Origin of the sequence: Salmonella sp. 32020114201800008SM, assembly GCF_017572025.1 — a bacterium.
GTDB classification, from domain to species: domain Bacteria; phylum Pseudomonadota; class Gammaproteobacteria; order Enterobacterales; family Enterobacteriaceae; genus Salmonella; species Salmonella enterica.
In genome coordinates this window covers 866621-892685 of sequence record NZ_JAGEQM010000001.1, presented here as the reverse complement: position 1 = coordinate 892685, position 26065 = coordinate 866621, and the positions used below count along the sequence as shown (strand labels likewise).

General features: G+C 53.2%; 24 protein-coding genes and 1 pseudogene. 21 read left to right on the top strand and 4 right to left on the bottom strand.

Features of this window, described 5'->3' with window-relative positions:
- Positions 1-184: 184 nt before the first annotated feature.
- From J4613_RS04520 to otsA, 4 genes and pseudogenes are all read left to right on the top strand, one after another.
- The gene (locus J4613_RS04520; RefSeq protein WP_111742320.1) at positions 185-742 is read left to right on the top strand and encodes a DJ-1/PfpI family protein; all 558 of its coding nucleotides are present in this window, start codon (positions 185-187) and stop codon (positions 740-742) included.
- 228 nt (positions 743-970) lie between these two features.
- Positions 971-1153 (top strand): annotated as a pseudogene (araH, locus tag J4613_RS04515) (L-arabinose ABC transporter permease AraH); the annotation flags it as partial.
- 222 nt (positions 1154-1375) lie between these two features.
- On the top strand, positions 1376-2179 hold the full coding sequence (gene otsB / locus J4613_RS04510) for a trehalose-phosphatase (protein WP_000840114.1): 804 nt from the start codon (positions 1376-1378) through the stop codon (positions 2177-2179).
- Positions 2154-3575 carry an alpha,alpha-trehalose-phosphate synthase gene (gene otsA / locus J4613_RS04505; RefSeq protein ID WP_000089042.1) on the top strand — a complete coding sequence of 474 codons (1422 nt, stop codon included), beginning with the start codon at positions 2154-2156 and terminating at the stop codon, positions 3573-3575. Before otsB ends, otsA begins: the two co-directional genes overlap by 26 nt.
- Positions 3576-3592: 17 nt before the next feature.
- Here the strand turns inward: otsA and uspC are convergent, their stop codons facing one another.
- Both uspC and J4613_RS04495 read right to left on the bottom strand, forming a co-directional pair.
- Entirely contained in the window at positions 3593-4021 is a 429-nt protein-coding gene (uspC, locus tag J4613_RS04500; protein ID WP_000122606.1) for a universal stress protein UspC, read from the bottom strand.
- Positions 4018-4134: a hypothetical protein gene (locus J4613_RS04495; RefSeq protein ID WP_001617301.1), complete on the bottom strand. Its 117-nt coding sequence runs from the start codon at positions 4132-4134 to the stop codon at positions 4018-4020. Before J4613_RS04495 ends, uspC begins: the two co-directional genes overlap by 4 nt.
- 682 nt (positions 4135-4816) lie before the next feature.
- Between J4613_RS04495 and flhD the strand changes: the two genes are divergently transcribed.
- The 15 genes from flhD (at position 4817) to J4613_RS04420 (ending at position 20431) form a co-directional block, all read left to right on the top strand.
- A complete protein-coding gene (gene flhD / locus J4613_RS04490) occupies positions 4817-5158 on the top strand; it encodes a flagellar transcriptional regulator FlhD (protein ID WP_001518146.1) in 342 nt (113 codons plus the stop codon).
- Positions 5155-5739 (top strand): flagellar transcriptional regulator FlhC, encoded by a 585-nt coding sequence (flhC, locus tag J4613_RS04485; protein ID WP_000605986.1) that lies wholly within the window; start codon positions 5155-5157, stop codon positions 5737-5739. Before flhD ends, flhC begins: the two co-directional genes overlap by 4 nt.
- 124 nt (positions 5740-5863) lie before the next feature.
- Complete coding sequence (gene motA / locus J4613_RS04480; protein ID WP_000906312.1) at positions 5864-6751, top strand: flagellar motor stator protein MotA; 888 nt, start codon at positions 5864-5866, stop codon at positions 6749-6751.
- Positions 6748-7677: a flagellar motor protein MotB gene (gene motB / locus J4613_RS04475; protein ID WP_000795653.1), complete on the top strand. Its 930-nt coding sequence runs from the start codon at positions 6748-6750 to the stop codon at positions 7675-7677. The genes motA and motB overlap by 4 nt, the downstream gene beginning before the upstream one ends.
- 4 nt (positions 7678-7681) lie before the next feature.
- Positions 7682-9697: a chemotaxis protein CheA gene (cheA, locus tag J4613_RS04470; RefSeq protein WP_000061302.1), complete on the top strand. Its 2016-nt coding sequence runs from the start codon at positions 7682-7684 to the stop codon at positions 9695-9697.
- 20 nt (positions 9698-9717) lie between these two features.
- Complete coding sequence (cheW, locus tag J4613_RS04465) at positions 9718-10221, top strand: chemotaxis protein CheW (RefSeq protein WP_000147295.1); 504 nt, start codon at positions 9718-9720, stop codon at positions 10219-10221.
- 236 nt (positions 10222-10457) lie between these two features.
- The gene (tar, locus tag J4613_RS04460) at positions 10458-12119 is read left to right on the top strand and encodes a methyl-accepting chemotaxis protein II (RefSeq protein ID WP_000483278.1); all 1662 of its coding nucleotides are present in this window, start codon (positions 10458-10460) and stop codon (positions 12117-12119) included.
- A 153-nt stretch (positions 12120-12272) separates the two neighbouring features.
- Positions 12273-13139 (top strand): protein-glutamate O-methyltransferase CheR, encoded by an 867-nt coding sequence (cheR, locus tag J4613_RS04455; protein ID WP_000204362.1) that lies wholly within the window; start codon positions 12273-12275, stop codon positions 13137-13139.
- Entirely contained in the window at positions 13136-14185 is a 1050-nt protein-coding gene (gene cheB, locus J4613_RS04450) for a protein-glutamate methylesterase/protein glutamine deamidase (protein WP_000036389.1), read from the top strand. The genes cheR and cheB overlap by 4 nt, the downstream gene beginning before the upstream one ends.
- 17 nt (positions 14186-14202) lie before the next feature.
- On the top strand, positions 14203-14592 hold the full coding sequence (gene cheY / locus J4613_RS04445) for a chemotaxis response regulator CheY (RefSeq protein ID WP_000763861.1): 390 nt from the start codon (positions 14203-14205) through the stop codon (positions 14590-14592).
- 10 nt (positions 14593-14602) lie between these two features.
- The gene (gene cheZ / locus J4613_RS04440; protein WP_000983585.1) at positions 14603-15247 is read left to right on the top strand and encodes a protein phosphatase CheZ; all 645 of its coding nucleotides are present in this window, start codon (positions 14603-14605) and stop codon (positions 15245-15247) included.
- Positions 15248-15440: 193 nt separating this feature from the next.
- Positions 15441-16592, top strand: coding sequence for a flagellar biosynthesis protein FlhB (flhB, locus tag J4613_RS04435; RefSeq protein ID WP_000797089.1), 1152 nt, complete (start codon positions 15441-15443; stop codon positions 16590-16592).
- Positions 16585-18663, top strand: coding sequence for a flagellar biosynthesis protein FlhA (gene flhA / locus J4613_RS04430; RefSeq protein WP_000002386.1), 2079 nt, complete (start codon positions 16585-16587; stop codon positions 18661-18663). Before flhB ends, flhA begins: the two co-directional genes overlap by 8 nt.
- The gene (gene flhe, locus J4613_RS04425) at positions 18663-19055 is read left to right on the top strand and encodes a flagellar protein FlhE (RefSeq protein ID WP_001233619.1); all 393 of its coding nucleotides are present in this window, start codon (positions 18663-18665) and stop codon (positions 19053-19055) included. The genes flhA and flhe overlap by 1 nt, the downstream gene beginning before the upstream one ends.
- A gap of 236 nt (positions 19056-19291) precedes the next feature.
- Positions 19292-20431 (top strand): glycoside hydrolase family 105 protein, encoded by a 1140-nt coding sequence (locus J4613_RS04420; protein WP_000989908.1) that lies wholly within the window; start codon positions 19292-19294, stop codon positions 20429-20431.
- 53 nt (positions 20432-20484) lie between these two features.
- On the opposite strand, the gene mrdA is transcribed toward J4613_RS04420, so the two are convergent.
- Together mrdA and argS are read right to left on the bottom strand one after the other, a co-directional pair.
- Entirely contained in the window at positions 20485-22356 is a 1872-nt protein-coding gene (gene mrdA, locus J4613_RS04415; protein ID WP_000142855.1) for a penicillin-binding protein 2, read from the bottom strand.
- Positions 22357-22544: 188 nt separating this feature from the next.
- Positions 22545-24278, bottom strand: a complete 1734-nt coding sequence (argS, locus tag J4613_RS04410; protein ID WP_001025358.1) for an arginine--tRNA ligase — start codon at positions 24276-24278, stop codon at positions 22545-22547.
- Between the two features lie 236 nt (positions 24279-24514).
- Here argS and J4613_RS04405 point away from each other — a divergent pair, with 236 nt between their 5' ends.
- Together J4613_RS04405 and cutC are read left to right on the top strand one after the other, a co-directional pair.
- Positions 24515-25084, top strand: coding sequence for a VOC family protein (locus J4613_RS04405; RefSeq protein WP_000024796.1), 570 nt, complete (start codon positions 24515-24517; stop codon positions 25082-25084).
- 19 nt (positions 25085-25103) lie between these two features.
- A complete protein-coding gene (gene cutC / locus J4613_RS04400; protein ID WP_001185774.1) occupies positions 25104-25850 on the top strand; it encodes a copper homeostasis protein CutC in 747 nt (248 codons plus the stop codon).
- Positions 25851-26065: the final 215 nt, after the last annotated feature.

Here is a 26065-nt window from a genome sequence, read left to right as displayed (position 1 = left end):
AATTTCAATAAAATAAACATTAGTCAGTCTGGATATCACACGCATAAACGGTTGAGAGCAAATATGCCTGTTTTTATAAACTAGCCGATTTTGCGGTAGATCATTTTTAATGTCATTAATCATACGAGCACGTTATTCGGTTAAGCGCAGTTTTGCTGGGTGACTCGTTAACAAGGAGCAGTCAATGAAAAAGGTCGCGGTGCTGTTGGCGCCAGGATTTGAAGAAGCAGAGGCCATTGTTACTCTTGATATTCTGCGACGTTTGCATATCGACGTCGAAACGCTGGCGTGTGCTGAATCACGGGCGGTGGTGAGTTACCATGATATTCCTATGGTTGCGGACAGCACGCTGAGTGAACGCCAGCAGGCGCTTTTTGATGCGGTAGTGCTGCCGGGCGGTCCGCAGGGGAGCGCTAATCTGACGGCTAATCCGGCGGTGATCGCTTTCGTTGCGCGTCATGATGCGGCAGGCAAATTTATTTGTCCTATCTGTTCCGCGGCGGCAAGGGTGCTGGGTGCTCACGGATTGCTGAAGGGGCGTCGTTATGTCTGTTCCGGCGACCTGTGGAAAGCGGTTCCGGAAGGTGTCTATGTGGATGCGCCCGTTGTTGAAGATGGTAATTTAATTAGCGGCAAAGGCTTGGGTCATGTCTTTGATTTCGGGCTAACCCTTTCCGCCAGACTGCTGGGAGACGATGCGCCGGTTCGCGAACAGGCTGAACATATCTATTATCCCTGGTAATCGTTATTCACCCAGGGCCATAAGGATTAGCTGGCTGATGTTATGGATTAATGGGCTGGCTTTCCTGCCTTTTGGCTGATGAATTCGCTCTGGGTTATGTCATTTTCCGCTAAAACTATTCCCGCCATCAGCATTTATCTAATGAATGAAAGACAGTGCACCGTTTTACGTCTTCTCTAACAAAAATCGTTTGATTTTACCCTACATAAAAAACGCTAAAGCAGGTCAATGACTTCCCTGGGTTATGAGTTAATCGTTATTTCTGCGTGCGTATTAGGGGGCGTTTTCCTGAGAGGCGGCCTCGGAAAAATCTCATATGTGGTGGCGAGCGTACTGATATCAGGAACGGTGGAGAACGCGATGAACCTGCTCAACATTTCACCTTTTGCACAGTACGTGGTTCGCGGCTGAATCCTTCTGGCAGCAGTTATCTTCGACCATTATAAGCAAAAAGCGAAGCGTACGATTTGATGAATTAACACTCAACTAAACAGTATAGCTTCACGTCATCGCCAGCCGCTACCCCGGCTGGCGATGGTCTTTCTAAATGGCGAGCAGCGTCACACTGTCTATACTTACATGACTAATGAGACCGTTTGTGAGTCTCAATATGATGATAAGGAGGAGACCAGGGTGGCAGAACCGTTAACCGTATCCCCCGAACTCACTGCGAACTATGCGTATTTTTTTGACCTTGATGGCACATTGGCAGAGATAAAGCCTCATCCCGATCAGGTAGTGGTACCGCATAAAATCCTTCAGTTGTTAGACCGTCTCGCGGCGCACAACGCAGGGGCACTGGCATTGATTTCAGGGCGTTCAATGACTGAGCTGGATGCTTTGGCGAAGCCTTTTCGCTTTCCGCTCGCTGGCGTTCACGGGGCAGAGCGTCGTGACATCAATGGTAAAACCCATATCGTGCGCCTTCCTGAAGCGGTAGTCCGTGAGGTGGAGGCGTTATTACGTTCGACGCTTGTAGCGCTGCCCGGAACGGAGCTGGAGACGAAGGGGATGGCGTTTGCGCTGCACTACCGTCAGGCTCCGGAACATGAAGCGGCGCTGTTGGCACTTGCGCAACACGTTACGCAGCACTGGCCGCAACTGGCGTTGCAGCCTGGTAAATGTGTTGTGGAAATCAAACCTAAGGGAACCAATAAAGGCGAAGCCATTGCTGCCTTTATGCAGGAGGCGCCCTTTGCGGGACGGATTCCCGTTTTTGTGGGCGACGATTTGACCGATGAGGCTGGCTTTGGCGTGGTGAATCACGCTGGCGGAATTTCCGTAAAAGTGGGCGTCGGGGCAACCCAGGCGGCATGGCGGCTGGAAAGCGTACCCGATGTCTGGCGCTGGCTGGAGCAAATCAATTATCCACAACAAGAACAACAAGTAATGAATAACAGGAGAGATGGCTATGAGTCGTTTAGTCGTAGTATCTAATCGAATTGCCCCCCCGGATAATAAAGGCGGCGCCGGCGGCCTCGCCGTTGGCGTGCTTGGCGCGCTAAAAGCGGCTGGCGGGTTGTGGTTCGGCTGGAGTGGCGAGACAGGTAACGAGGATGAGCCATTAAAAAAGGTGACAAAAGGTAATATTACCTGGGCATCGTTTAACCTGAGTGAACAAGATTACGAAGATTATTACTGTCAATTTTCCAATGCGGTTCTCTGGCCTGCGTTCCACTATCGTCTGGACCTGGTACAGTTTCAGCGTCCTGCATGGGAAGGCTATATGCGGGTGAATGCGTTATTAGCGGATAAGTTATTGCCCCTCATTAAAGAGAACGACATCATTTGGGTGCATGACTACCACCTGTTACCGTTCGCCAGCGAGCTGCGTAAACGCGGCGTGAACAACCGAATTGGTTTTTTCCTGCATATTCCATTCCCGACCCCGGAGATTTTTAACGCCTTACCGCCGCATGATGAACTGCTGGAGCAGTTGTGTGACTTTGATCTGCTAGGGTTCCAGACCGAAAATGATCGCCTGGCTTTTCTGGATAGCCTTTCGAGTCAAACGCGAGTCACGACTCGCAGCGGCAAGCAGCATATCGCGTGGGGTAAAGACTTCCAGACAGAAGTGTATCCTATCGGTATTGAGCCCGATGAGATTGCTCTGCAGGCTGCCGGGCCGTTGCCGCCTAAACTGGCGCAGCTCAAGGCGGAACTGAAAAATGTGAAGAATATTTTTTCCGTTGAGCGGCTGGATTATTCGAAAGGGCTGCCGGAACGTTTTCTGGCGTATGAAGCGCTACTGGAAAACTACCCGCAGCATCGGGGAAAAATTCGTTATACCCAAATTGCGCCTACGTCACGCGGCGAAGTACAGGCATATCAGGATATTCGCCACCAGCTTGAGACGGAAGCAGGCCGGATTAATGGGAAATATGGACAATTGGGCTGGACGCCGCTCTATTATCTGAATCAGCATTTCGACCGTAAACTGTTAATGAAGATATTCCGTTATTCAGACGTCGGGCTCGTCACCCCGTTGCGTGACGGGATGAACCTGGTGGCGAAAGAGTTTGTCGCCGCGCAGGACCCCGCTAATCCTGGCGTACTGGTACTGTCACAGTTTGCCGGCGCGGCGAATGAACTGACGTCGGCGTTAATCGTCAATCCTTACGATCGGGATGACGTGGCGGCGGCGCTCAATCGTGCGTTAACGATGCCCCTTGCCGAGCGTATTTCGCGCCATGCGGAAATGCTGGACGTGATCGTTAAAAATGACATTAACCGCTGGCAGGAACGTTTTATTCATGACCTAAAGGAGGTCACGCCGCGTAGCCCTGAGCGTCAGCAGCAGAACAACGTGGCGACGTTCCCTAAGCTGGCCTGAAATATCGCGAGCGGCGACTAGTCGCCCGCTAACGGCACCAACAACACATCTACCTGGCTGGCGCTGACGACACTTTTTGCCGAGCAGGACGCGCGCGAAAAGAAACTGTGGTTATGGTTGCCGCAAATGACCAGATCAACATGGTGTTTGCGGCACACAGCCAAAATATGCTGGCTTAACTCACCTGATGCGATGAAAGTTTGTTCAATCGGATAATCCGCCTTTTCCCCCAGCATCTTAAGAAAATTCTCGGTTTCCTCATGCATAACCGCGCGTAAATCCTCCATCATGGGCGCGGCGAACTGGTTATACAGTTCAGGATCGGAAGCGAGAGTAATCAGGCTTACTTTCGCCTGGACAGGGCGGGCGATAGAGACCGCTTTAGCCAGTAGCTGGTGACTTTCCGGGGTGACGGCAACGGCGACAAGAATATGGGTGTAGCTCATAACTCGCTCCTTGATTGCAAGAATATGAGATTGTGCTTTAGCTTTACTCTGTTTATCGCATTTCTGCAATGCGCTAATGCCACATTAATGTGAAGGACATCATAATTAATCATTAATTATTCTTATGTAAAGAATCGTGGCATAAGACACTTTTTACACACTACCAGGATGCTTTATTTAAACGGGTGAACAAGGAAAGCTAAAAGTTAAATCAAATGAGCTTATTTTTAACAGAGGAGGGCGTATGCTGTGACGAGATTAATTAATAACGTTTAATATTTAAGCTACTGTTTACTAAAGGTAAAATAAAAGCGTTTCTAAAATAGAAATAATAGCCTGTTATCTATTATCCTGGCGTTATTTTAACAGAGAGAAACAAAAAAGAATTTGGTGTTGACGTACCCCTATTCAGCAGTGTGGAATAGAAAAAGTGAACATTAGGTTATTAATTAAACAAAGTAAAAGCCATGCTGATGGTTTTATCGTAAGTATTCCGTTAAATTATGTGATCTACATCACATATTTTCTAAAATCGCCGTCCCGCTCCGTTGTATGTCACGAAGCTGACGAGTAGAGTTGCGTCGAATTAGGAAAAATCTTAGGCATTTGTAAAAATTGATGTAAACGTGTAAGGCGAATCTCAGTGGGAGGCTGCGTTATACGTCACAATGTCCATAATGTCTGAGCGCTGCTATGCATTTGACCTTTTTGCTTCTTTTACCGGGCCTTCCCGGCGACATCACGGGGTGCGGCTACGTCGCACAAAAATAAAGTTGGTTATTCTGGATGGGAACAATGCATACATCCGAGTTGCTAAAACACATTTATGACATCAATTTGTCATATTTACTCCTTGCACAGCGTTTGATCGTCCAGGACAAAGCATCTGCGATGTTCCGCCTCGGTATCAACGAAGAGATGGCAAACACACTGGGCGCGTTGACCCTGCCGCAGATGGTCAAACTGGCGGAGACGAACCAGTTAGTTTGTCATTTCCGGTTTGACGATCATCAGACGATCACCCGTTTGACTCAGGATTCGCGTGTCGATGATTTACAGCAGATTCACACAGGTATCATGCTTTCAACGCGTCTGCTCAATGAAGTGGACGATACGGCGCGTAAGAAAAGGGCATGATAATGAGTGAAAAAAGCATTGTTCAGGAAGCTCGCGATATCCAGTTGGCGATGGAGTTGATTAATCTTGGCGCTCGTCTACAAATGCTGGAAAGCGAAACACAGCTCAGCCGTGGTCGCCTCATCAGGCTGTACAAAGAATTACGCGGTAGCCCGCCGCCTAAAGGGATGCTGCCATTTTCGACAGACTGGTTTATGACCTGGGAGCAAAATATTCATGCCTCCATGTTCTGCAACGCCTGGCAATTTTTACTGAAGACCGGTTTATGCAGCGGTGTGGATGCGGTGATTAAAGCTTATCGGCTTTACCTTGAGCAGTGTCCGCAACCGCCTGAAGGGCCGTTGTTGGCGCTGACTCGCGCATGGACGCTGGTGCGTTTTGTTGAAAGTGGGTTGCTTGAATTGTCGAGCTGTAACTGCTGCGGTGGGAACTTTATTACCCATGCGCATCAGCCCGCGGGCAGCTTTGCGTGTAGTTTATGCCAGCCGCCATCCCGCGCAGTAAAAAGACGTAAACTTTCCCGAGATGCTGCCGATATTATTCCACAACTGCTGGATGAACAGATCGAACAGGCTGTTTAACCGAAACGGTGTGGACAAACACTCCAGCAGCGGTAAGTCATTACCGCTGCTTTTTTTTGCCTTGCCTTCGCGTTAATCGCCCGACTGCGCATCCTGTCATAGTCAACAGCGGAAGGATGATGTCGTGCTTATCTTATTAGGTTACCTGGTGGTTATCGGTACAGTTTTCGGCGGTTATGTCATGACCGGCGGACACCTTGGGGCACTCTATCAACCTGCTGAACTGGTCATCATTGGCGGCGCGGGGATAGGGGCGTTCATTGTCGGCAACAACGGGAAGGCCATCAAAGGCACGATGAAAGCGATCCCGTTGTTATTTCGTCGTTCGAAATACACAAAATCTATGTACATGGATTTGCTGGCGTTGCTCTATCGCCTGATGGCCAAATCACGCCAGCAGGGGATGTTCTCCCTTGAACGCGATATTGAAAATCCAAAAGAGAGTGAAATCTTCGCCAGTTATCCGCGTATTCTGGCCGATGCGGTAATGCTTGATTTTATTGTCGATTATCTGCGCCTGATCATCAGCGGCAACATGAATACGTTCGAAATTGAAGCGTTGATGGATGAAGAGATTGAAACCCATGAAAGCGAGGCGGAAGTCCCGGCCAACAGTCTGGCGATGGTGGGGGATTCGCTGCCTGCCTTTGGTATCGTCGCGGCGGTAATGGGGGTGGTTCACGCTCTGGCTTCAGCCGATCGTCCGGCAGCGGAGTTGGGGGCGCTGATTGCCCATGCCATGGTAGGTACGTTCCTCGGTATTTTACTGGCTTATGGATTCATTTCACCGTTAGCGACCGTTTTGCGCCAGAAGAGCGCCGAAACCACCAAGATGATGCAGTGCGTAAAAATCACACTGCTGTCTAATCTGAACGGCTATGCGCCGCCGATTGCCGTGGAATTTGGTCGTAAAACGCTTTATTCCAGTGAGCGTCCATCGTTTATTGAGTTGGAAGAACACGTTCGCGCAGTGAGAAACCCAAACCAGCAGCAGACGACTGAGGAAGCATGAAAAATCAGGCTCATCCCATTGTCGTCGTAAAACGCCGCAGGCACAAACCGCACGGCGGCGGGGCGCACGGTTCCTGGAAAATTGCCTACGCCGATTTTATGACGGCGATGATGGCTTTTTTTCTGGTGATGTGGCTGATTTCCATCTCCAGCCCTAAAGAATTAATTCAGATTGCCGAATATTTTCGTACGCCGTTGGCCACCGCGGTAACGGGGGGGAATCGGATTGCCAATAGCGAGAGCCCGATACCAGGCGGCGGCGATGATTACACCCAACAGCAGGGTGAAGTGGAAAAGCAGCCGAATATCGACGAGCTGAAAAAACGGATGGAGCAGAGTCGCTTAAACAAACTGCGCGGCGATCTGGATCAACTGATCGAATCCGATCCCAAACTGCGCGCGTTACGTCCGCATCTGAAAATTGATTTAGTTCAGGAGGGGTTGCGCATCCAGATTATCGACAGCCAGAACCGCCCGATGTTTAAAACCGGCAGCGCCGAAGTTGAGCCGTATATGCGCGATATCCTGCGTGCGATTGCGCCAGTGTTAAACGGTATACCTAATCGCATTAGCCTGGCCGGCCATACCGATGACTTTCCCTACGCGAACGGCGAAAAAGGCTATAGCAACTGGGAGTTATCCGCCGATCGCGCCAATGCCTCGCGTCGCGAACTGGTCGCCGGTGGGCTGGATAACGGAAAAGTATTACGGGTGGTTGGCATGGCCGCCACGATGCGGCTGAGCGATCGCGGTCCTGATGACGCCATCAACCGCCGTATAAGCCTGCTGGTGTTAAACAAACAGGCGGAACAGGCCATTTTGCATGAAAACGCTGAAAGCCAGAATGAGCCGGTAAGTGTATTACAACAGCCTGCGGCAGCCCCGCCGGCAAGCGTACCCACATCGCCAAAAGCGGAACCGAGGTGATAGCGTGAGCATGGATATTAGCGATTTTTATCAGACATTTTTTGATGAAGCTGACGAGCTGTTGGCTGATATGGAGCAGCATCTGCTGGATTTGGTGCCGGAATCCCCGGACGCTGAACAACTGAACGCCATTTTTCGCGCGGCGCACTCCATTAAAGGCGGCGCGGGCACATTCGGCTTCACTATTCTGCAGGAAACCACACATTTAATGGAAAACCTGCTGGATGAAGCCCGACGCGGTGAAATGCAGCTCAATACCGACATTATCAACCTGTTTTTGGAAACGAAAGATATTATGCAGGAACAGCTCGACGCCTATAAAAACTCCGAAGAGCCGGATGCCGCAAGCTTCGAATATATCTGCAATGCGCTACGCCAGTTGGCGCTGGAGGCGAAAGGCGAAACCACGCCGGCGGTCGTAGAAACCGCGGCACTAAGCGCGGCGATCCAGGAAGAGAGCGTAGCCGAAACTGAATCGCCTCGTGACGAGAGTAAACTGCGCATTGTACTTTCACGGTTGAAAGCCAATGAGGTCGATCTGCTTGAAGAAGAGTTGGGCAATCTGGCTACTCTGACGGATGTCGTTAAGGGAGCGGATTCACTGTCGGCAACTCTGGATGGCAGCGTCGCGGAAGATGACATTGTCGCGGTGCTCTGTTTTGTCATCGAGGCCGATCAGATCGCTTTTGAAAAAGTGGTCGCCGCGCCCGTGGAAAAAGCGCAAGAGAAAACCGAGGTAGCGCCGGTAGCGCCTCCGGCAGTCGTTGCGCCAGCCGCCAAAAGCGCGGCCCATGAACATCATGCGGGGCGTGAAAAACCTGCGCGTGAACGCGAGTCCACCAGCATTCGCGTGGCGGTAGAGAAAGTGGATCAGCTCATAAACCTGGTCGGCGAGTTAGTGATTACCCAGTCAATGTTGGCCCAGCGTTCTAACGAGCTGGACCCGGTAAACCACGGCGATCTCATTACCAGTATGGGTCAGTTACAACGTAACGCCCGCGACTTACAAGAGTCGGTGATGTCGATTCGTATGATGCCTATGGAGTACGTCTTCAGCCGTTTCCCGCGTCTGGTACGCGATTTAGCGGGCAAACTGGGCAAGCAGGTAGAGCTGACGCTGGTGGGGAGCTCCACTGAACTTGATAAAAGCCTGATCGAACGCATTATCGACCCGCTGACGCACCTGGTGCGCAACAGTCTCGACCACGGGATTGAAATGCCGGAAAAACGCCTTGAGGCGGGGAAAAATGTTGTCGGCAATCTGATTCTTTCCGCAGAACATCAGGGCGGGAATATTTGTATTGAAGTGACCGATGACGGCGCGGGGCTTAACCGTGAGCGTATCCTGGCGAAGGCCATGTCGCAGGGGATGGCGGTGAATGAAAACATGACCGACGATGAAGTAGGCATGTTGATCTTCGCGCCGGGATTCTCAACTGCGGAACAGGTCACGGATGTCTCCGGTCGCGGCGTTGGCATGGATGTGGTGAAACGTAACATTCAGGAGATGGGCGGTCACGTTGAGATCCAGTCAAAACAAGGCTCCGGCACCACGATTCGTATTCTGCTGCCGCTGACGCTGGCCATCCTCGATGGGATGTCGGTTCGCGTGGCGGGGGAAGTTTTTATCCTGCCGTTAAATGCGGTGATGGAGTCGCTGCAACCGCGTGAAGAGGATCTTCATCCGCTGGCGGGCGGCGAACGGGTTCTGGAAGTTCGCGGCGAGTATTTGCCGCTGGTCGAATTGTGGAAAGTGTTTGACGTGGACGGGGCGAAAACCGAAGCCACGCAGGGCATTGTTGTGATCCTGCAAAGCGCGGGACGCCGTTACGCGCTGCTGGTCGATCAGCTCATCGGTCAGCACCAGGTGGTGGTCAAAAATCTGGAAAGCAATTATCGCAAGGTACCGGGGATTTCCGCCGCGACGATCCTGGGCGACGGCAGCGTCGCGCTGATTGTTGATGTTTCCGCATTGCAGGGTTTAAACCGCGAACAACGTATGGCGATCACAGCCGCCTGATTGAGTGAGAAGGGAATAATATGACCGGTATGAGTAATGTAAGCAAACTGGCCGGCGAGCCGTCAGGTCAGGAATTCCTGGTGTTTACACTGGGAAATGAAGAGTACGGCATCGATATCCTGAAAGTGCAGGAGATCCGTGGCTATGACCAGGTGACGCGCATCGCCAATACACCGGCCTTTATAAAAGGGGTGACTAACCTGCGCGGCGTGATTGTCCCCATTGTCGATCTGCGCGTGAAATTCTGCGAAGGCGACGTAGAGTACGATGACAATACGGTAGTGATCGTACTGAATCTGGGGCAACGCGTCGTCGGGATAGTGGTAGACGGCGTGTCTGACGTACTGTCGTTAACGGCGGAACAGATCCGTCCGGCGCCAGAATTTGCCGTGACCTTGTCAACAGAATATTTGACGGGATTGGGCGCGCTCGGCGAGCGTATGCTGATTCTGGTGAATATCGAAAAACTGCTTAACAGCGAAGAGATGGCGCTGCTGGATATCGCAGCATCACACGTCGCGTAATAACGTTGCCGGATGGCGTCGCGCCATCCGGCAATATTCACCGTTATGCTTCCGCCAGCGGTGAGAGTGCCTCTTCATCGCCCGCGCCCAGCCCCTGCATTTTGCGCCGGCATCGCCGCTGCGACACTGTCATTGGCAATGTCGTCTTCCGGAACAGCGTATTTCCTTTTTGCAAAAGTAAAGTTATCACCGCAGGTGCCGATAACGTTGATAACTCGTTATCAGGAAGGTGCCTTATGTTTAACCGTATCCGCGTTGTCACAATGCTGATGATGGTGCTGGGGGTTTTCGCACTGCTACAGCTTGTTTCCGGTGGTTTGCTGTTTTCTTCATTACAGCATAACCAGCAAGGTTTTGTTATTTCTAACGAATTACGCCAGCAACAAAGCGAACTCACGTCGACATGGGACTTAATGCTGCAAACGCGCATTAACCTGAGCCGTTCCGCCGCACGCATGATGATGGACGCTTCTAACCAGCAGAGCAGCGCCAAAACGGATTTACTCCAGAATGCAAAAACGACCCTCGCACAGGCGGCGGCGCATTACGCCAATTTCAAAAACATGACGCCATTGCCAGCGATGGCGGAGGCCAGCGCGAACGTCGATGAAAAATATCAGCGCTATCAGGCCGCATTAGCCGAACTTATTCAGTTTCTGGACAATGGCAATATGGATGCCTACTTCGCCCAGCCAACCCAGGGAATGCAAAACGCGTTGGGCGAGGCGCTGGGCAATTACGCCCGGGTGAGCGAAAGCCTGTACCGCCAGACATTTGATCAAAGCGCTCATGACTACCGTTTTGCGCAATGGCAACTGGGGGGGCTTGCGGTCGTGCTGGTGCTGATTTTGATGGTGGTTTGGTTCGGCATTCGTCATGCCCTGCTTAACCCATTAGCGCGAGTGATTACTCATATCCGTGAAATTGCCAGCGGCGATTTGACGAAAACGCTCACCGTCTCAGGGCGTAATGAAATTGGCGAACTGGCGGGAACGGTTGAACATATGCAACGCTCGTTGATTGACACCGTAACGCAGGTTCGTGAAGGTTCGGATGCGATTTATTCCGGCACCAGTGAAATTGCCGCCGGTAATACCGACCTCTCTTCCCGTACCGAACAGCAGGCCTCCGCTCTGGAGGAGACGGCGGCCAGCATGGAACAACTGACGGCCACCGTGAAGCAAAACGCCGATAACGCCCGTCAGGCTTCGCAACTGGCGCAAAGCGCCTCCGAGACCGCACGCCATGGCGGCAAAGTGGTCGACGGCGTAGTAAACACCATGCACGAAATTGCCGACAGTTCGAAAAAAATCGCTGACATTATCAGCGTTATCGACGGTATTGCCTTCCAGACTAACATTCTGGCGCTGAACGCGGCGGTAGAAGCGGCGCGCGCGGGAGAGCAGGGGCGCGGTTTTGCGGTCGTGGCAGGCGAGGTGCGTAATCTGGCCAGCCGCAGCGCCCAGGCGGCGAAAGAAATAAAAGCGTTGATTGAAGATTCCGTCTCGCGTGTCGATACCGGTTCTGTGCTGGTGGAAAGCGCCGGGGAAACCATGACTGACATCGTCAATGCCGTTACGCGCGTCACGGATATCATGGGCGAAATCGCCTCCGCCTCGGATGAGCAAAGCCGGGGTATCGATCAGGTCGCTTTGGCCGTTTCCGAAATGGATCGCGTAACGCAACAGAACGCCTCGCTGGTTCAGGAATCCGCAGCGGCCGCCGCCGCGCTGGAAGAGCAGGCCAGCCGTCTGACCCAGGCGGTATCGGCTTTCCGCCTGGCATCGCGACCGCTGGTGGCAAATAAACCTGAGATGCGTTTGTCAGTGGACGCTCAGTCCGGCAATACGCCGCGGTCAGTAGCCGCCGGGGATGATGCGAACTGGGAAACCTTCTGATCGACGTGCGCTGTCGGTTCTCGATTAATTTGCGAACCCGCCGATACATTTCGTCTGGTTCGCATAGATAAAAGCAAAAAATGTGTAATACGGGAAGCATGGCGCTGCCGCAGGGCGCGCCCGTTGTACTTTGAATGTGATTAAGAAGGCGCTATGACATCATCTCTGCCCTCCGGGCAAACGTCAGTATTGTTACAGATGACACAGCGCCTCGCGCTGTCCGACGCGCATTTTCGTCGGATATGTCAATTAATCTACCAGCGCGCAGGGATCGTGCTGGCCGACCATAAGCGGGATATGGTTTATAACCGCCTGGTCCGTCGGCTGCGTGCCCTGGGACTGGATGATTTTGGCCGTTATCTCAGTATGCTGGAGGCTAATCAAAACAGCGCTGAGTGGCAGGCTTTTATCAACGCTCTGACTACCAACCTGACCGCTTTTTTTCGCGAGGCGCACCATTTTCCCATCCTTGCGGAACATGCGCGTCGCCGCCACGGCGAGTACCGCGTCTGGAGTGCGGCGGCATCGACAGGAGAAGAACCTTACAGTATCGCCATTACGCTGGCGGATGCGTTAGGGATGGCCCCCGGTCGCTGGAAAGTATTCGCCAGCGATATTGATACTGAAGTGCTGGAAAAAGCGAGAAGCGGTATTTATCGCCTCAGCGAACTGAAAACGTTATCGCCGCAGCAGCTACAACGTTACTTCATGCGCGGTACGGGGCCGCATGAAGGACTGGTGCGCGTGCGTCAGGAACTGGCCAATTATGTTGAATTTTCCTCCGTTAATTTATTGGAAAAGCAGTACAACGTACCCGGTCCCTTTGACGCGATTTTTTGCCGTAACGTCATGATCTATTTTGATAAAACGACTCAGGAGGACATTCTGCGCCGTTTTGTTCCACTCCTTAAACCTGACGGACTGTTGTTTGCCGGTCACTCAGAAAACTTTAGCAACCTCGTGCGCGAGTTTAGCCTGCGCGGACAGACGGTGTATGCGCTAAGTAAGGATAAAGCATGAGTAAAATCAGGGTATTGTCAGTTGATGATTCCGCGCTAATGCGCCAAATCATGACTGAAATTATTAATAGCCATAGCGATATGGAGATGGTGGCGACTGCGCCGGACCCGTTGGTCGCCAGGGATCTCATCAAAAAATTTAATCCGGACGTATTGACCCTGGACGTTGAGATGCCGCGTATGGACGGCCTCGATTTTCTGGAAAAACTGATGCGCCTGCGACCGATGCCGGTGGTGATGGTCTCTTCGCTGACCGGGAAAGGTTCCGAAGTGACGCTACGGGCGCTGGAGTTGGGGGCCATCGATTTTGTCACCAAACCGCAGCTTGGTATTCGTGAAGGTATGCTGGCGTATAGCGAGATGATCGCCGAAAAAGTGCGTACCGCCGCGCGGGCCCGCATCGCCGCACATAAACCGATGGCGGCCCCGGCAACCTTAAAAGCCGGTCCGCTGCTCAGTTCGGAAAAACTGATTGCTATCGGCGCTTCAACGGGCGGTACTGAAGCTATCCGACATGTGCTGCAACCGCTGCCGCTTTCCAGTCCGGCAGTGATTATTACGCAGCATATGCCGCCTGGCTTTACCCGCTCGTTTGCCGAGCGCCTGAATAAACTCTGTCAAATCAGCGTTAAGGAGGCCGAGGACGGCGAACGCGTATTGCCAGGTCATGCCTACATTGCACCCGGCGACAAGCATATGGAGCTGGCGCGTAGCGGGGCGAATTATCAAATCAAAATTCATGATGGCCCGCCGGTAAACCGGCATCGGCCTTCCGTGGATGTGCTGTTTCATTCGGTGGCGAAACACGCGGGGCGCAACGCCGTAGGCGTCATTCTTACGGGGATGGGCAACGATGGCGCCGCTGGAATGTTAGCGATGTACCAGGCTGGCGCCTGGACCATTGCGCAAAACGAAGCAAGTTGTGTGGTGTTCGGCATGCCGCGCGAGGCCATCAATATGGGTGGCGTAAGCGAAGTGGTCGATCTTAGCCAGGTAAGCCAGCAGATGCTGGCGAAAATCAGTGCCGGACAGGCGATACGTATTTGAACCAGGAGTAGTATTTTATGGCGGATAAAGAGCTTAAATTTTTGGTTGTGGATGACTTTTCGACCATGCGTCGTATCGTGCGCAACCTCTTAAAAGAGCTTGGATTTAACAATGTGGAAGAGGCCGAAGACGGCGTCGATGCGCTGAACAAGCTCCAGGCGGGCGGCTTTGGTTTTATTATCTCCGACTGGAACATGCCGAACATGGATGGCCTGGAGCTGCTGAAAACCATTCGCGCCGATAGCGCCATGTCGGCGTTACCCGTGTTGATGGTCACGGCGGAAGCCAAAAAAGAGAATATTATCGCCGCCGCACAGGCTGGCGCCAGCGGTTATGTCGTAAAACCGTTCACCGCAGCGACTCTGGAAGAGAAGCTCAACAAAATCTTTGAGAAACTGGGCATGTGAGGATGCGATGATGATGCAACCATCTATCAAGCCTGCTGATGAAGGTTCAGCAGGAGACATCATTGCGCGCATCGGTAGTCTGACCCGAATGCTGCGCGACAGCCTGCGTGAGCTGGGGCTGGACCAGGCGATTGCCGAAGCGGCGGAGGCGATCCCTGATGCGCGCGACCGTCTGGATTACGTCGTCCAGATGACGGCGCAGGCGGCGGAACGCGCGCTAAACAGTGTCGAAGCCTCGCAGCCGCATCAGGATGCGATGGAGAAAGAGGCGAAAGCGCTAACCCAACGTTGGGACGAGTGGTTTGACAATCCGATCGAGCTTGCCGACGCCCGTGAACTGGTGACGGATACGCGCCAGTTTCTCAGGGATGTCCCGGGCCATACCAGCTTTACTAACGCGCAACTGCTGGACATCATGATGGCGCAGGATTTCCAGGATCTGACGGGTCAGGTGATCAAACGCATGATGGACGTGATTCAGGAGATTGAGCGCCAGTTATTAATGGTACTGCTGGAAAACATCCCGGAACAGAGCGCACGACCAAAACGCGAGAACGAAAGCTTACTCAACGGCCCGCAGGTAGATACCTCGAAAGCTGGCGTCGTCGCCAGTCAGGATCAGGTGGACGACCTGCTGGACAGTCTTGGGTTTTAAGCTTTTTTGACCTGATGGCGCTGCGCTTATCGGGTTCGAATCCGTCAACCCGGCCGGATACGAGACTTTCTTATCGTATCCGGCTATCTCTATTAACGCCATAAACCCCGCCTTTTTTACCGCTTACTCTGCCCATTGGCGTAAATCGGTTCTGGCATCATTCTCGCTTATCAATCTATCCAGGGTTTGCTGCGTGGCAGAAGAGAGCGACGACGACAAAACAGAAGCCCCCACACCCCACCGACTTGAAAAAGCGCGGGAAGAAGGGCAGATCCCCCGTTCCAGAGAACTGACCTCACTGCTGATATTGCTGGTGGGCGTTTGTATTATTTGGTTCGGCGGCGAGTCGTTAGCGCGGCAACTGGCGGGAATGCTCTCAGCAGGCCTGCACTTCGATCACCGTATGGTGAACGATCCTAACCTGATCCTGGGGCAGATAATTTTGCTGATTAAAGCGGCGATGATGGCGTTGCTACCGCTCATCGCGGGCGTGGTGCTGGTGGCGCTTATCTCGCCGGTTATGCTTGGCGGCCTGATTTTTAGCGGTAAGTCGCTACAGCCAAAATTTTCTAAATTAAACCCGCTGCCGGGAATTAAGCGCATGTTTTCGGCGCAGACCGGCGCGGAACTGCTAAAAGCGGTGTTGAAATCCACGCTGGTCGGCTGCGTTACCGGCTTTTATCTCTGGTATCACTGGCCACAAATGATGCGCCTGATGGCGGAGTCGCCGATCGTCGCAATGGGGAATGCGCTGGATCTGGTTGGACTCTGCGCGTTACTGGTGGTACTGGGCGTGATTCCGATGGTGGGATTTGACGTGTTTTTCCAGATCTTTAGCCACCTGAAAAAATTACGCATGTCGCGGCAGGACATTCGCGACGAATTTAAAGAGAGCGAAGGCGATCCGCATGTTAAGGGCAAAATTCGCCAGATGCAACGCGCCGCCGCGCAGCGCCGCATGATGGAAGATGTGCCGAAAGCGGACGTCATTGTCACTAACCCGACGCACTATTCCGTGGCGCTGCAGTATGACGAAAACAAAATGAGCGCGCCGAAAGTGGTCGCGAAGGGGGCTGGATTAATAGCGCTGCGCATTCGCGAGATCGGCGCTGAACATCGGGTTCCCACTTTAGAAGCGCCGCCGCTGGCGCGGGCATTATATCGCCACGCCGAAATCGGTCAGCAAATTCCCGGGCAGTTATATGCTGCCGTTGCGGAAGTGTTGGCCTGGGTCTGGCAGCTTAAACGCTGGCGGCTTGCGGGCGGGCAACGTCCTCCACAACCTGAGAACCTTCCGGTGCCAGAAGCGCTGGATTTTATGAACGAGAAGAATACTGATGGCTAATCTGGTCGCGATGCTGCGCCTGCCCAGCAACCTGAAATCGACGCAATGGCAAATTCTTGCCGGGCCGATCCTCATTCTGCTGATTTTGTCGATGATGGTGCTGCCGCTGCCTGCTTTTATCCTCGACTTATTGTTTACCTTTAATATTGCGCTATCGATCATGGTGCTGCTGGTGGCGATGTTTACCCAGCGCACTCTGGATTTTGCCGCGTTTCCAACCATTCTGCTGTTTACCACGCTACTGCGTCTGGCGCTTAACGTTGCCTCAACGCGCATTATTTTGATGGAAGGGCATACCGGCGCGGCGGCGGCGGGAAAGGTGGTGGAGGCGTTCGGTCATTTCCTGGTCGGCGGTAACTTCGCGATCGGGATTGTGGTTTTTATCATCCTCGTCATTATCAACTTCATGGTCATCACCAAAGGCGCCGGACGTATTGCCGAAGTCGGCGCGCGCTTTGTGCTGGATGGTATGCCCGGTAAGCAAATGGCGATTGACGCCGATCTTAATGCCGGTCTGATTGGTGAAGACGAGGCCAAAAAACGGCGTTCGGAAGTCACTCAGGAAGCCGACTTCTACGGTTCGATGGACGGGGCAAGTAAATTTGTACGCGGCGACGCCATCGCCGGTATTCTCATCATGGTCATTAACGTGGTCGGCGGGCTGCTGGTCGGCGTATTGCAGCACGGAATGAGCATAGGCAGCGCGGCGGAAAGCTACACTCTGCTGACCATTGGCGACGGCCTGGTCGCCCAGATCCCGGCGCTGGTTATCTCCACGGCGGCGGGCGTCATTGTGACCCGCGTCAGTACCGATCAGGATGTAGGCGAGCAGATGGTTGGCCAACTGTTCAGTAATCCAAGGGTAATGCTGCTGGCGGCGGCGGTGCTGGGGCTGCTTGGCATGGTGCCTGGAATGCCTAACCTGGTATTTTTACTCTTTACCGCCGCTTTGCTCGGCCTAGCATGGTGGCTGCGCGGGCGCGAAGAAAAAGCGCCAGAGGAGCCGCAGCCGGTAAAAATGCCGGAAAATAACTCGGTGGTCGAAGCCACCTGGAATGACGTACAGCTTGAGGATTCACTGGGAATGGAAGTGGGCTACCGCCTGATCCCGATGGTGGATTTTCAACAGGATGGCGAATTGCTCGGACGTATTCGCAGCATTCGTAAAAAATTCGCGCAGGATATGGGGTTCCTGCCACCAGTTGTCCATATTCGCGACAATATGGATTTACAGCCTGCGCGCTACCGTATTTTGATGAAAGGGGTAGAGATCGGCAGCGGGGACGCCTATCCGGGACGCTGGCTGGCTATTAACCCCGGCACGGCGGCGGGAACGCTACCGGGCGAGAAAACCGTCGATCCAGCTTTTGGCCTTGATGCCATCTGGATTGAAAGCGCCCTGAAAGAGCAGGCACAAATTCAGGGCTTTACCGTCGTTGAAGCCAGTACCGTTGTGGCGACGCACCTTAACCACTTGATTGGCCAATTCTCCGCCGAACTGTTTGGCCGCCAGGAAGCGCAGCAACTGTTGGATCGTGTCTCTCAGGAGATGCCTAAACTCACGGAAGATCTGGTCCCCGGCGTCGTGACCCTCACGACTTTACACAAAGTCCTGCAAAACTTACTGGCGGAAAAAGTCCCTATTCGCGATATGCGCACCATTCTGGAAACGCTGGCGGAACATGCGCCGTTACAAAGCGATCCGCATGAATTAACCGCCGTGGTACGCGTGGCATTAGGGCGAGCGATTACGCAACAGTGGTTCCCCGGTAATGAAGAAGTGCAGGTGATTGGCCTGGATACCGCGCTGGAGCGTTTGCTGCTTCAGGCATTGCAGGGCGGCGGTGGACTTGAGCCTGGGTTGGCGGATCGCCTGCTGGCGCAGACGCAAGAAGCGCTTTCTCGCCAGGAAATGCTTGGTGCGCCGCCGGTATTACTGGTTAACCATGCGCTACGTCCATTATTGTCCCGCTTTTTGCGGCGCAGTTTACCGCAGCTGGTGGTGTTGTCGAACCTTGAGCTTTCCGATAACCGTCATATCCGCATGACGGCGACCATTGGAGGAAAATAATGCGTAAATGGCTGGCGTTGTTGCTCTTTCCCCTGACGGTTCAGGCCGCAGGCGAAGGCGCGTGGCAGGATAGCGGTATGGGTGTAACCTTAAATTACCGGGGTGTTTCCGCATCGTCTTCGCCATTGTCGGCGCGCCAGCCGGTTTCCGGTGTGATGACGCTGGTCGCCTGGCGTTATGAACTGAATGGCCCGACTCCCGCGGGCTTACGGGTACGTTTATGTTCCCAGTCCCGTTGCGTAGAACTTGATGGTCAGAGTGGCACGACCCACGGTTTTGCTCATGTTCCCGCAGTCGAGCCGCTCCGCTTTGTCTGGGAAGTCCCCGGCGGCGGCCGACTTATCCCGGCGTTAAAAGTGCGGAGCAATCAGGTGATTGTGAACTACCGCTAACCGCCCCTTTCTTTGCCAGGTAGCAGACCTGACTCTCTTTTTGAATAAATAGAAACGCTGTTTTATAAAATGGTGAGGTAGGTTGCCGGACTCTTTGCGTTTTTGCCATTTACGCTCTGGCAATGGCAGAAACAAAAAGGTTTCCGCCCAGCTTAGCTTTTACTGTAGCGAATCGACTGCGTCGGCGGTAAAACTGCACGCAGCACTGAATTCGACATTACACAGAGGTTAAGCAAATGATGGTTTATCCAGTCAAACACAGTCCGCTATTGCGTCAGCCTGAGCATTTTATCGCCAGAGATGAACTAAAAGCCCTGGTGCAAAAGGTGACGCATAACCTGGTCAATATTAAAGATGAGACAGGCGAATTTTTATTGCGACTGGACGATGGACGCGTGATCGATACTAAAGGCTGGGCCGGATGGGAGTGGACGCACGGCGTGGGCCTGTACGGAATGTATCACTATTACCAACAGACCGGCGACCAGACGATGCGTAAGATCATTGATGACTGGTTTGCCGATCGTTTTGCGGAAGGCGCGACGACGAAAAACGTTAATACGATGGCGCCATTTTTAACGCTGGCGTATCGCTATGAAGAGACGCGTAATCCAGCGTATTTACCGTGGCTGGAAACGTGGGCCGAATGGGCGATGAATGAAATGCCCCGTACCGATCACGGCGGAATGCAGCACATCACGCTGGCGGAGGAAAATCATCAGCAGATGTGGGACGACACGCTAATGATGACGGTGCTGCCGCTGGCGAAAATCGGTAAACTGTTGAACCGGCCGGAATATGTGGAAGAGGCAACCTATCAGTTCCTGCTGCACGTGCAGAATTTGATGGATAAAGAGACGGGGCTGTGGTTCCACGGCTGGAGCTATGACGGTCATCATAACTTCGCTAACGCTCGCTGGGCGCGCGGCAACAGCTGGCTGACCATTGTGATCCCGGATTTTCTTGAACTGCTGGACTTGCCGGAAAATAATGCCGTGCGCCGTTATCTGGTCCAGGTACTGAATGCGCAGATCGCCGCGCTGGCGAAATGTCAGGATGAAAGCGGTTTGTGGCATACGCTGCTTGACGATCCGCACTCTTATCTTGAGGCGTCGGCGACGGCGGGTTTTGCCTACGGTATTCTTAAAGCGGTGCGCAAACGCTATGTCGAACGGCACTATGCGCAGGTGGCGGAAAAAGCTATTCGGGGGATAGTGAAACATATCTCGCCGGAAGGCGAACTGCTGCAAACGTCATTTGGCACTGGCATGGGCCACGATCTCGATTTTTACCGTCATATTCCGTTGACCTCTATGCCTTACGGGCAGGCGATGGCAATGCTGTGTTTGACGGAATATCTGCGTAACTATTTCTGATGTATGCAGATATTCCGGCCGTATCCTTGTCTGATGGCGCTTTGCTTATTTGACTATGGCGCCTGACCCGGCTGCGTGGTATCAGCCTGTGGATCAAACAGGTGGTCAAGGATTTTTCGCATGATGGGCGCGGCGGTAACGCCGTCGCTTCCGCCGTTTTCCAGAATCAAGGCAATAGCGACCTTAGGGTTTTTATACGGTGCAAAAGCGGTATAAAACACATGATCGCGCAGGCGAATGGGGATCATTTTCGCGTTGTAGGTCTGATTTTCTTTCAGGCTAAATACCTGCGACGTGCCGCTTTTGGCCGCAATGCCGTAGGGCGCGGTGTGAAAGAACTTATAGCCCGTTCCGTTGGGTGCATTCGCCATGCCATACATCGCCTGACGCACCAGTCCCCAGTATGGCGACGCCGGATCGGCTATCTGTGCCGGTGTTCCTGAAGGACGATACGGAACCACCGTTTTGCCGCTCTCTTCATTGAGTAACAGGTGAGGGGCAATCACCTTACCGTTGTTGATGAGCGCCACCATCGCTTTTACCATCTGGATGGGGGTGGCAATCCAGTAGCCCTGGCCGATGCCGACAGAGATGGTATCGCCCTGATACCAGGCTTTTTTATGGACCCGCTGTTTCCATGCGCGGCTGGGAAGCAGCCCGTCATACTCTTCATTAAGGTCGATACCCGTCGGTTTGCCATAGCCGAACTGAGACAACATCGTGTCGATACGGTCAATACCCATCATATAAGCGACCTGATAGAAAAAGGTATCCGCAGATTCCTCAATCGCTTTAGTGACATCCAGCATACCGTGTCCGGTTTTTTTCCAGTCCCGGTAATGCCGCTGCGTGCCGGGAAGCGTCCAGGTTGGCGCGCCAAAGAAGGTGGTTTGCGGCGTAATAATCCCGCATAACAGCGCGGACATCGCCATATAGGGTTTAACCGTTGACGCCGGGGGATAAAGCCCTTGCGTCACGCGGTTGATCAGCGGCAGATTTTTATCGTGCAGCAGTTTGCCGTAATCCTGATAGCTAATGCCTTTTACAAAGGGGTTCGGGTCGTAGCTGGGCATAGATACCATCGCCAGCACTGAACCATCGTGCGGATCTTCAACCAGTACGGCAGCACGCTGCCCGGCCAGCAAACTTTCAATGTACTCTTGTAAATGGAGATCCAGCGTCAGGTGAATGTTCTTACCCGCGATGGGAGGAACGTCTTTCAGCAGGCGGACAATACGCCCGTGATTATCCACCTCGACCTCCTGATAACCGGTTTTGCCATGAAGATCGTTTTCGTAGTAACGCTCAATCCCCTGTTTACCGATGTTATGGTCCGCCGCGTAATTCTCTGCCAGCCCTTTTTTATCCAGCGCTTTAAGGTCGTTATCGTTTATCTTTGACACGTAACCGAGAACATGCGCCAGCTCCGCGCCGTAAGGATACTGCCGATCCTGATAGCTATTGATCGTGACGCCGTTGAAATGAAACTGATTGACCGCAAAGCGTGCGATTTCAACATCCGTTAGCGCGTTTTTGAGCACCACCGGACGATAGCGGCTACTGGATTTTAGCGCATGGCGAAAGTCGGCGATATCATCGGGGGAGAGATCAACAATAGGGGTGAGCTGTTTTAGCAGCGCATCCATATCGGCAATTTTATAGGGCGTAACCGCGATATCATACCAGGTTACGTTACGCACCAGCGGAATGCCGTTGCGATCGTAAATGATGCCGCGCGTGGGCGCGACGGGTAGCATCTTGATATCGTTCTCATTCGAACGGGTGGTGTAGTAGTGGTGCTGGCGGATTTGCAAGTTATAGAGGTTGAAGATCAGGATACCAAAGCAGACAACCACTACACCAAACGCCACAATCACACGTCTCAGGAAGAGTTTCTCTTCCGCATCAAAGTCTTTAAAAGTCATTACCTGTACCTGAACAATCCGCCGCCTAATGATACGGGGCGGTCAGCGCCAGCACAGGTAAAAGATGTTCCATCTCTCTATAGAAATGTGTCATTCCTTGTGATTTGTTACAGATATACCGCTGTGGCAATAAAAAGGCCTGAGTCCGTTACCCGGAGTCAGGCCTGATGATGTTAACGACGGCGCGTTTACATGCGTTCTACGGTTTCGATACCCAACGTATCCAGACCCAGTTTCAGCGTCTTCGCCGTCAGTTGCGCCAGTTTTAAGCGGCTATTGCGAACCGCGTCATTCTCGGCGCTGAGAATAGGGCAGTGCTCGTAGAAGCCGGAGAACAGCCCGGCGACGTCATACAGATACGCGCACATGACGTGCGGCGTACCTTCACGCGCGACCACCGTCAGGGTTTCTTCAAACTGCAGCAGACGGGCGGCGAGCTGCGCTTCGCGATCTTCGCTAATGATAACCGGCGCGCTCGCCAGCGCCTGCTCGTCGATATCCGCTTTACGGAAAACAGACAGCACACGCGTATAGGCATACTGCATATAAGGAGCGGTATTGCCTTCGAAAGCCAACATATTATCCCAGTCGAAGATATAGTCAGTGGTGCGGTTTTTTGACAGATCGGCGTATTTCACCGCGCCAATACCGACGGCGTTAGCCAGTTTTTCCAGCTCGTCAGCCGGCATATCCGGGTTCTTCTCCGCCACCAGACGACGCGCGCGCTCCAGCGCCTCATCCAGCAGGTCCGCCAGTTTCACCGTACCGCCCGCGCGAGTTTTAAACGGTTTACCGTCTTTACCCAACATCATGCCGAACATGTGGTGTTCCAGCGGAACGGAATCCGGCACATAACCGGCTTTGCGCACAATGGTCCAGGCTTGCATCAGGTGCTGGTGCTGACGGGAGTCAATGTAGTAGAGCACGCGGTCGGCGTGCAGCGTTTCGTAACGGTATTTGGCGCAGGCGATATCGGTAGTGGTATACAGATAACCGCCATCTTTCTTCTGAATAATGACGCCCATCGGGTCGCCTTCCTTGTTTTTAAACTCATCAAGGAAAACCACCGTTGCGCCCTCGCTTTCAACCGCCAGGCCTTTGGCTTTCAGATCGGCGACGATGCCCGGCAGCATCGGATTATACAGACTTTCGCCCATCACATCGTCACGCGTCAAAGTGACGTTCAGGCGATCATAGGTGATCTGGTTTTGCGTCATCGTGATATCAACCAGCTTACGCCACATCTCACGGAAATAGGCATCACCGCTCTGCAATTTGACGACGTAGTTACGCGCGCGCTCGGCAAACGCTTCATCTTCGTCATAATGCTTTTTCGCATCGCGGTAGAATCCTTCGAGATCCGCCAGCGCCATGTCGCCCGCGTTTTCCTGCTGCTGTTTTTCCAGCCAGGCGATAAGCATACCGAACTGGGTACCCCAGTCGCCGACGTGGTTAGCGCGAATAACATGATGGCCCAGAAACTCCAGCGTGCGCACTGCCGCATCGCCGATAATCGTGGAGCGTAGATGACCGACGTGCATCTCTTTCGCGACGTTGGGCGCGGAGTAGTCGACGACAATCGTCTGGCGAGTCGGCTGAGAAACGCCCAGACGATCGGAGGCCAGCGCCTGCTGCACCTGTTCAGCGAGAAAAGCCGGTTCGAGGAAAATATTGATAAAGCCAGGGCCGGCGATTTCAACCTTGCTGGCGATGCCGCTGAGATCCAGATGAGTCAGCACCTGCTCTGCAAGTTGTCGGGGGGCCATACCCAGTTTTTTCGCAACTGCCATCATGCCGTTGGCCTGATAGTCGCCGAACTGAACTTTGGCTGACTGACGAACCTGGGGCTCGCAATCTGCAGGCGCGCCTGCAGCAATCATGGCCTGACTAACTTTTTCTGAGAGAAGAGCCTGAATATTCACCGGAATACCTTACGTTTATGAAGCGGGCTGTATTGCCCGCGCCAGTTTAAGAATTAGGGCGGGAGTATACTGCAAATGCCCGTTGGCGTCAGCATTGCGCGCGCGGCGCGTCGCCTGAAATATACGCAACAATAATCTGCATAAGCATTCAATAAACGCCCAACCAAATCAAAGGTTGGTTGCCGGGGCGCAACAGCGTAAATTAGCGGTTTTCACAGCAAGAAGAGCGTCCTGATATGGCGAACTGGCAACACATTGATGAACTGCATGATATTTCCGCAGATTTACCGCGATTCACTCTGGCGTTCAGAGAACTTTCCACTCGCCTTGGTCTGCAGATTAGCGCCCTTGAGGCCGATCACATTTCATTGCGCTGTCACCAGAATACGACGGCGGAGCGTTGGCGTCGCGGTTTTGAACAATGCGGCGAGCTACTGTCGGAAAATATCATCAACGGCAGGCCGATTTGTCTGTTTAAACTGCATGAACCGGTATGTGTGGAACACTGGCGGTTTTCTGTTATTGAATTACCGTGGCCGGGAGAAAAACGCTATCCACACGAAGGGTGGGAGCATATTGAAATCGTGCTGCCCGGCGAGCCGGAGACCTTGAACGCGAGGGCGCTGGCGTTGTTGTCGGATGAGGGGCTTAGTCAGCCGGGGATCGTGGTTAAAACCAGTTCGCCACAGGGCGAGCATGAACGTTTGCCAAACCCTACGCTGGCCGTGACCGATGGCCGCGTCACGGTAAAATTTCATCCATGGTCGATTGAAGCGATTGTCGCCAGCGAACAGGCGGCCCATTAACCTGCCGAGCGGAGTGAATATGGCGTTACTTGAGATCTGTTGTTACAGCATGGAATGCGCGCTCACCGCGCAGCGAAACGGCGCGGATCGTATCGAACTGTGCGCCGCGCCGAAAGAAGGGGGGCTTACGCCTTCTTTCGGCGTCTTACGCAGCGTGCGCGAGCATATTACGATTCCCGTACATCCGATTATTCGTCCTCGCGGCGGGGATTTTTACTACACTGACGGCGAATTTGCCGCCATGCTGGAAGATATCCGCCTCGTCAGAGAGTTGGGGTTTCCCGGGCTGGTTACTGGCGTGTTGACCGTTGATGGGGATGTCGATATGTCGCGAATGGAAAAAATAATGGCGGCGGCCGGATCTCTGGCGGTGACATTCCACCGCGCCTTCGATATGTGCGCTAATCCCTTCAATGCGCTAAAGAATCTGGCTGACGCAGGCGTAGCAAGAGTACTGACTTCCGGACAAAAAGCCGATGCGGCGCAAGGTTTATCAATAATTATGGAACTTATTGCCCAGGGGGATGCTCCAACCATTATGGCTGGTGCGGGGGTTCGTGCAAATAACCTGCAGAATTTCCTCGATGCCGGAGTACGGGAAGTACACAGTTCCGCCGGAGTCTTACTGCCTTCGCCGATGCGCTATCGCAATCAGGGGTTATCGATGTCTGCCGATATACAGGCGGACGAGTATTCTCGCTATAGGGTAGAGGGTGCGGCGGTCGCTGAAATGAAAGGAATCATTGTTCGCCATCAGGCCAAATGATTTTTACCGTTGCATCATGTCGCCCAATATGATGCTTGCTCGTACCAGGCCCCTGCCAATTCAACAGGGGCCTTTTTTTCTCCTTCATATTTCAAGCCGCAGCAGCGTTGGCCGCCTCGCGCACCCCGGTCACGTAGCTACCTACGTTCCCGGGGATTTGCTGCGTTGCCGCCTTGCTGCAACTTGAACTATTTTGGAGAAACGGTGCTATACGT

What these genes read in the sequence shown, in the direction of transcription:
- cutC (WP_001185774.1), top strand. Translation starts at nt 25,104, where the DNA reads ATGGCGTTACTTGAGATCTGTTGTTACAGCATGGAATGCGCGCTCACC.
- flhe (WP_001233619.1), top strand. Translation starts at nt 18,663, where the DNA reads ATGCGTAAATGGCTGGCGTTGTTGCTCTTTCCCCTGACGGTTCAGGCC.
- cheB (WP_000036389.1), top strand. Translation starts at nt 13,136, where the DNA reads ATGAGTAAAATCAGGGTATTGTCAGTTGATGATTCCGCGCTAATGCGC.
- flhA (WP_000002386.1), top strand. Translation starts at nt 16,585, where the DNA reads ATGGCTAATCTGGTCGCGATGCTGCGCCTGCCCAGCAACCTGAAATCG.
- uspC (WP_000122606.1), bottom strand. Translation starts at nt 4,021, where the DNA reads ATGAGCTACACCCATATTCTTGTCGCCGTTGCCGTCACCCCGGAAAGT.
- otsA (WP_000089042.1), top strand. Translation starts at nt 2,154, where the DNA reads ATGAGTCGTTTAGTCGTAGTATCTAATCGAATTGCCCCCCCGGATAAT.
- flhC (WP_000605986.1), top strand. Translation starts at nt 5,155, where the DNA reads ATGATAATGAGTGAAAAAAGCATTGTTCAGGAAGCTCGCGATATCCAG.
- cheY (WP_000763861.1), top strand. Translation starts at nt 14,203, where the DNA reads ATGGCGGATAAAGAGCTTAAATTTTTGGTTGTGGATGACTTTTCGACC.
- J4613_RS04405 (WP_000024796.1), top strand. Translation starts at nt 24,515, where the DNA reads ATGGCGAACTGGCAACACATTGATGAACTGCATGATATTTCCGCAGAT.
- mrdA (WP_000142855.1), bottom strand. Translation starts at nt 22,356, where the DNA reads ATGACTTTTAAAGACTTTGATGCGGAAGAGAAACTCTTCCTGAGACGT.
- J4613_RS04520 (WP_111742320.1), top strand. Translation starts at nt 185, where the DNA reads ATGAAAAAGGTCGCGGTGCTGTTGGCGCCAGGATTTGAAGAAGCAGAG.
- J4613_RS04420 (WP_000989908.1), top strand. Translation starts at nt 19,292, where the DNA reads ATGATGGTTTATCCAGTCAAACACAGTCCGCTATTGCGTCAGCCTGAG.
- cheR (WP_000204362.1), top strand. Translation starts at nt 12,273, where the DNA reads ATGACATCATCTCTGCCCTCCGGGCAAACGTCAGTATTGTTACAGATG.
- flhD (WP_001518146.1), top strand. Translation starts at nt 4,817, where the DNA reads ATGCATACATCCGAGTTGCTAAAACACATTTATGACATCAATTTGTCA.
- tar (WP_000483278.1), top strand. Translation starts at nt 10,458, where the DNA reads ATGTTTAACCGTATCCGCGTTGTCACAATGCTGATGATGGTGCTGGGG.
- motB (WP_000795653.1), top strand. Translation starts at nt 6,748, where the DNA reads ATGAAAAATCAGGCTCATCCCATTGTCGTCGTAAAACGCCGCAGGCAC.
- cheW (WP_000147295.1), top strand. Translation starts at nt 9,718, where the DNA reads ATGACCGGTATGAGTAATGTAAGCAAACTGGCCGGCGAGCCGTCAGGT.
- cheZ (WP_000983585.1), top strand. Translation starts at nt 14,603, where the DNA reads ATGATGCAACCATCTATCAAGCCTGCTGATGAAGGTTCAGCAGGAGAC.
- J4613_RS04495 (WP_001617301.1), bottom strand. Translation starts at nt 4,134, where the DNA reads ATGATTAATTATGATGTCCTTCACATTAATGTGGCATTAGCGCATTGC.